This window comes from Hyphomonas sp., from assembly GCF_040882205.1.
Taxonomy (GTDB): domain Bacteria; phylum Pseudomonadota; class Alphaproteobacteria; order Caulobacterales; family Hyphomonadaceae; genus Hyphomonas.
The window spans coordinates 1-5,202 of record NZ_JBBEBT010000131.1; the positions used below are offsets into that span (position 1 = coordinate 1).

4 protein-coding genes are annotated in these 5,202 nt (G+C 63.8%); all 4 read left to right on the plus strand.

Translation table 11 applies throughout. From position 1 onward, the window contains the following. Positions 1-116: 116 nt before the first annotated feature. Complete coding sequence (locus WEA77_RS05170; RefSeq protein WP_368066799.1) at positions 117-770, plus strand: protein-L-isoaspartate O-methyltransferase; 654 nt, start codon at positions 117-119, stop codon at positions 768-770. 102 nt (positions 771-872) lie between these two features. Beyond that, a complete protein-coding gene (locus WEA77_RS05175) occupies positions 873-2,165 on the plus strand; it encodes a TolC family outer membrane protein (protein WP_368066800.1) in 1,293 nt (430 codons plus the stop codon). A gap of 113 nt (positions 2,166-2,278) precedes the next feature. After that, complete coding sequence (locus WEA77_RS05180) at positions 2,279-2,926, plus strand: DUF2497 domain-containing protein (protein WP_368066801.1); 648 nt, start codon at positions 2,279-2,281, stop codon at positions 2,924-2,926. Positions 2,927-3,010: 84 nt separating this feature from the next. Continuing rightward, positions 3,011-5,202, plus strand: a 2,192-nt coding sequence (locus tag WEA77_RS05185; RefSeq protein WP_368066802.1) for a valine--tRNA ligase, incomplete at its 3' end; no start/stop codon positions are given.

Here is a 5,202-nt window from a genome sequence, read left to right on the forward strand (position 1 = left end):
GGGCGAGACAATCGGCGCGCGCAGGCTATTTTAATCGCCGCGCGCAAGATTGCGTGCGCAGCCGGGCATGATACATGGCGACGTTCCCCCCGCGCCCGCAGAGAGAAGTGACCCGAATGGATTTCGACCTCGCCCGTGAAATCATGGTGGACAGCCAGGTCCGCCCGAATGACGTCACCGATCAGCGGATCGTAAGCGCTTTCCTGCGCACGCCCCGCGAAGTGTTCGTGCCGAACTCGCGCAAGGGCGTGGCCTATTCCGAGCTGGAGATCGAGACGTCCCCGGGCCGGGCGCTGTGGATTGCGCGCGACACGGCAAAGTTGGTTAAGATGGCGCAGATCCAGCCTGAGGACGTGGTACTGGTTATCGGCGCGGGCGCCGGCTACGAGGCGGCGCTGATCAGCCATGTGGCAGACACCGTGATCGCGCTGGAAGAGACGGCGGCGCTGGTAGATGCGATGTCGCAGCGGTTTGCCGTGATTGGCGTGGACCGGGCGGCGCCGGTGGAAGGGCCGCTGGCCAAGGGACTGCCGGAACAGGCGCCGTTTGACGTGATCTATGTGGCCGGGATGGTGGAAACGCTGCCGGGCGCCTGGGCGGAGCAGCTGCGCGACGGGGGCCGGATGGTCGCCGTGGTGGCAGACGAAGGCGGCATGGGCCGCGGCAAGGTGTTCACGAAAGCCGGCAACACGGTATCGGCGCGCGAGGGCTTTGACTGCTGCCCGCCGCGTTTTTCCGCCTTTGACCGGAAACCTAGCTTTAGCTTCTGACTGCTAAAGACCGGAAAATCGTTACTCTGCCGCTAGGTGAACACTGTTCTCCTGCGGCGGCGGGGCGCCTATATACCCTGTGTCCAGCCGAGGTTCCTCCCGATGCGCGCCCATAAACTCATGCTCCTGCTCGGGGCCAGCCTGTCCGGCCTGGTGTTCGGCCTGGTGTTCGGCGCGCCCGCCCAGGGCCAGACGCTGCAAGAGGCCGTCGCCTCGGCCTTCTCGACCAATCCCCAGCTTGAAATCGAACGCTACCGGACGGACATCGCCCGCGAGAGCCTTGATCTGGCGCGCTCGGCCGGGATGGCGCAGGTGAACCTGTCGGCGAGCGGCGGGTATGAGTATATCGATACCAACTCAGTTCCGAATTTCGGCACGGGCGACCGGCCGATTGCCAGCATGCAGCTGCAGGCCGTACAGCCGATTTATACCGGCGGACGCGTCAGCGCCGGCATCCGGCAGGCCCGCGCGGGGATCGATTCGGCGGACCGCACTTTCGTTGCATCTCGCCAGGACCTGGTTCTCGATGTGGTGACCGCCTATGTGGACGTGCGCAGGGACCGAGAGACCGTGTCGATCCGCAAGAACAATGTGGAAGTGACCGGCGAACAGGTGCGCGCAGCGGAGGACCGCTTCGAAGTCGGCGTGGTGACGCGTACTGATGTGGCGCAGGCGCAGGCCCGTCTGGAGGGCGCCCGGGCGGCGCTGGCCGGGGCCGAGGCGGCGTTGCAGGGCAGCGAAGCCTTCTATGAGTTCCTGACCGGACAGAAGCCGGGCGATCTGGCTCCGCCCCCGCCGCTGCCGCCCCTGCCGTTGGATATCGAGACGGCGTTCGTAAATGCCAATGAAAACAACCCCTCGATTCAGGCGGCGCGGGAAGACCTGAAGGCTGCAGGCGCCGGTGTGGACATCGCCAGGGCAGATGGCCGGCCGCAGATCAGTGTGGTCGCCGCCGCGGGCCTGCAGGAAACCTGGAGCGACCCGAGCCGCCGGGACACCAGCGTGTCTGCCGTGGCGCAGGGGCGCATCGCGCTGTTCAATGGCGGCGCTGTTAATGCGCAGGTCAACGCGGCGAAACTGCAGCGCGAGCAGGCCCGCCGCAGGATCGATGCCTTCGAGACGCAGGTACGGGCGCAGGTGGCGCAGTCCTGGTATGGCTACAGTGCCTCGATGCGGGCCATCGAAGCTTCGCGCCGGCAGGTCGAAGCGGCCGAGATCGCCTATGAAGGCGCCAAGGAGGAGCTGGCGGTAGGCGTGCGCACAACGCTGGACGTTCTGGACCAGGAACAGCAGCTGTTCGAGGCGCGCCTTGCGCTCGTCGGCGCCGAGCGCGACGCTTATGTGGCGGCGCACCAGCTGTTGCGGGCCGTCGGCGGCCTGGACACCATCGGCTGAGGCGCTGGCCTTCTGAGGCCAGACGCGTTAACTTTGTCAAAGGGTTGTTAACCGGATTCGGCCTAGTCCTGACCGGAAGGTCTGCGAAACGATTCCTGTAACGAGGGGCTAAGATGGCCAACGAAGCACACAAAGAGCCGACGATGGAGGAAATCCTGGCGTCGATCCGCAAGATCATCTCCGATGATGAGCCGGTGCCGGCACGCGCGCCTGGCTCAGTGCTGCGGGGGGCCGCGCCCGAGCCGGTGAACGATTATCAAGACATAGAGGACGCGGTTGCCGGAGACATGCACGTCGAGAGCGAGTCGATGTTCGAGGCCGAGCTCGAGGTCGAGGAAACGCCTGCGCCGGCCCCGGTATCGACCAAGCTGACCGGCCCGGAATTCACGTTCGAGGAAGTGCTGGGCTCGGCCCGGCAAACCGCCGGACAGGCCTCGGCCGAACCCGCCCCGCCGCCGGTGGAGGCTGCCTTGCGCACCCCGCCTGCCCGCCCCTCTTTCACCGCTACGGAGCCCCCCATGCAAACAAGCGCCCGCTACGCCCAGACCGTCCTGACCGATGAAGCCACCGCTGATGTCGCCGCCGGCGCCCTCGGCAAGCTGATCTCCAGGATGGAGGTCTCCGGTGACAATACGATCGAGGGTCTCGTCAAAGAGATGCTCAAGCCGATGATCAAGGAATGGCTCGATGCCAACCTCGCGAACATCGTGGAAGAGAAGGTAGAGGCCGAAGTCCAGCGGATCGCCCGCATGGCGCGCTAGCCTCATTGCCTGAACTTGATATAGGGAACAGCGCGCCTCACCGGCGCGCTTTTCTTTTGTGCCCATACCGGACCTTCCCCAACGATGCTTGACCAGAGATTTGACCCCGCAGAAGCCGAACCGCGCCTTTATCAGGCCTGGGAGGCAGCCGATTGCTTCAAGCCGACGGGCGATACCAGCGCGCAGGCCTATTCCATCGTGATTCCGCCGCCGAACGTGACCGGCGTGCTGCACATGGGCCATGCGCTGAACAATACGCTGCAGGACGTGCTGATCCGGTTCGAGCGGATGCGCGGCAAGAACGTGCTTTGGCAGCCGGGCACGGACCATGCCGGCATCGCGACACAGATGGTGGTCGAGCGCCAGCTGGCAAAGGAAGGCAGCCTTGACCGCAGGACGATGGGACGCGAGGCGTTCCTGAAGCGCGTCTGGGCGTGGAAGGAAGAATCGGGCGGCTCGATCAAGGGGCAGCTGAAGCGGCTTGGTGCCTCGTGCGACTGGTCGGTCGAGCGCTTCACGATGGACGAAGGCCTCTCTAAGGCAGTGACGAAGGTGTTCGTCGACCTGCACAGGAAAGGCCTGATCTACCGCGACAAGCGGCTGGTGAACTGGGACCCGCATTTCCAGACGGCAATCTCGGACCTCGAAGTCGAGACGAAGGAAGTGGCGGGCCACTATTGGCACCTGCGGTATCCGCTGGCGGATGGTGCCAGCTATGATCATCCGGTCAAGGATGAAGAGGGCAACATCACCGGCACGGAGAGGCGCGACTACATCGTGGTGGCGACTTCTCGGCCTGAAACGATGCTCGGCGATACCGGCGTCGCGGTGCATCCCGGGGATGCGCGCTATGGGGCGCTTGTCGGCAAGTATGTGATGTTGCCGATTGTCGAACGGCGCGTGCCGATCGTGGCAGATGAATATGCCAATCCCGAGAAGGGCTCAGGCGCGGTGAAGATTACGCCGGCGCATGATTTCAATGACTTTGAAGTCGGCAAGCGGGCGGGACATACGCCGCTGAATATTCTGACGGCTGTTGCGGCGATTGCAGATGGCGCGGAAGCTGATGCGGCAGGCATTCCGGCGGCTTATCGCGGGCTTGACCGGTCAGAAGCGCGCGAGAAGGTCGTCGAGGCGTTCGAAGCGGCAGGACTGCTGGAGCGGATCGAAGATCTGAAAATCGAGCAGCCTTTCGGCGACCGTTCAGGCGTCGTGATCGAGCCGTGGATGACGGACCAGTGGTATGTCGATGCGGCAACGCTGGCGAAACCGGCACGCGCGGCCGTCGAGGACGGACGCACGCGTTTTGTTCCTGAGAACTGGACCAAGACATATTACAACTGGATGGACAATATTCAGCCCTGGTGCGTGAGCCGGCAGCTCTGGTGGGGGCATCGGATTCCGGCGTGGTACAACGAGAGCGGCGATGTGTTCGTCGCAGCAACCGAGCAGGAAGCACAAGCTCTCGCTGGCAAGGGCGCCAGGCTGGTGCAGGATGAAGACGTTCTCGACACCTGGTTCTCCTCTGCACTGTGGCCCTTCTCGACGCAGGGCTGGCCGGAAAATACCGAGGCGCTGAAGACTTTCTATCCGACAGCGACGCTGGTCACCGCGTTCGACATCATCTTCTTCTGGGTCGCCCGGATGATGATGATGGGGATCGAGTTCACCAAGGAAGCTCCGTTCAAGGACGTTTATATCCATGCCCTCGTCCTGGACGAAAAAGGGCAGAAGATGTCCAAGTCCAAGGGCAATGCGATTGACCCGCTGGAGATCGTGGACGAGTTCGGCGCTGACGCACTGCGCTTCACACTGGGCCGGATGGCGGGTCAGGGCCGTAATATTCGCCTGTCGAAACAGGCGGTGGAGAGCAATCGCAACTTTGCGACCAAGCTATGGAATGCGGCGCGCTTTGCTGAGATGAACGAGTGCGGCGCGCCGGGCGATCTTGATCCGTGTTCGGCGCAGCTGCCGGTGAACCAGTGGATCCTGAGCGAGCTGGCCGATTGCGTGGCCGATGTGACCAGGGGCATCGAGGAATACCGCTTCAACGAAGCGGCCGGCGCGGTCTACAAGTTCATCTGGAACACGCTGTGTGACTGGTATCTCGAGCTGATCAAGCCACTGCTGATGGGCATGGATGACACCGCCAAGGCGGAGACGCGGGCGGTATGCGGCTTTGTGCTGGACGGTTCGCTGAAGCTGCTGCACCCGTTCATGCCGTTCATCACAGAAGAACTCTGGGAACGCCGCGCGCCCCGCCCGGCGCCCCAGAC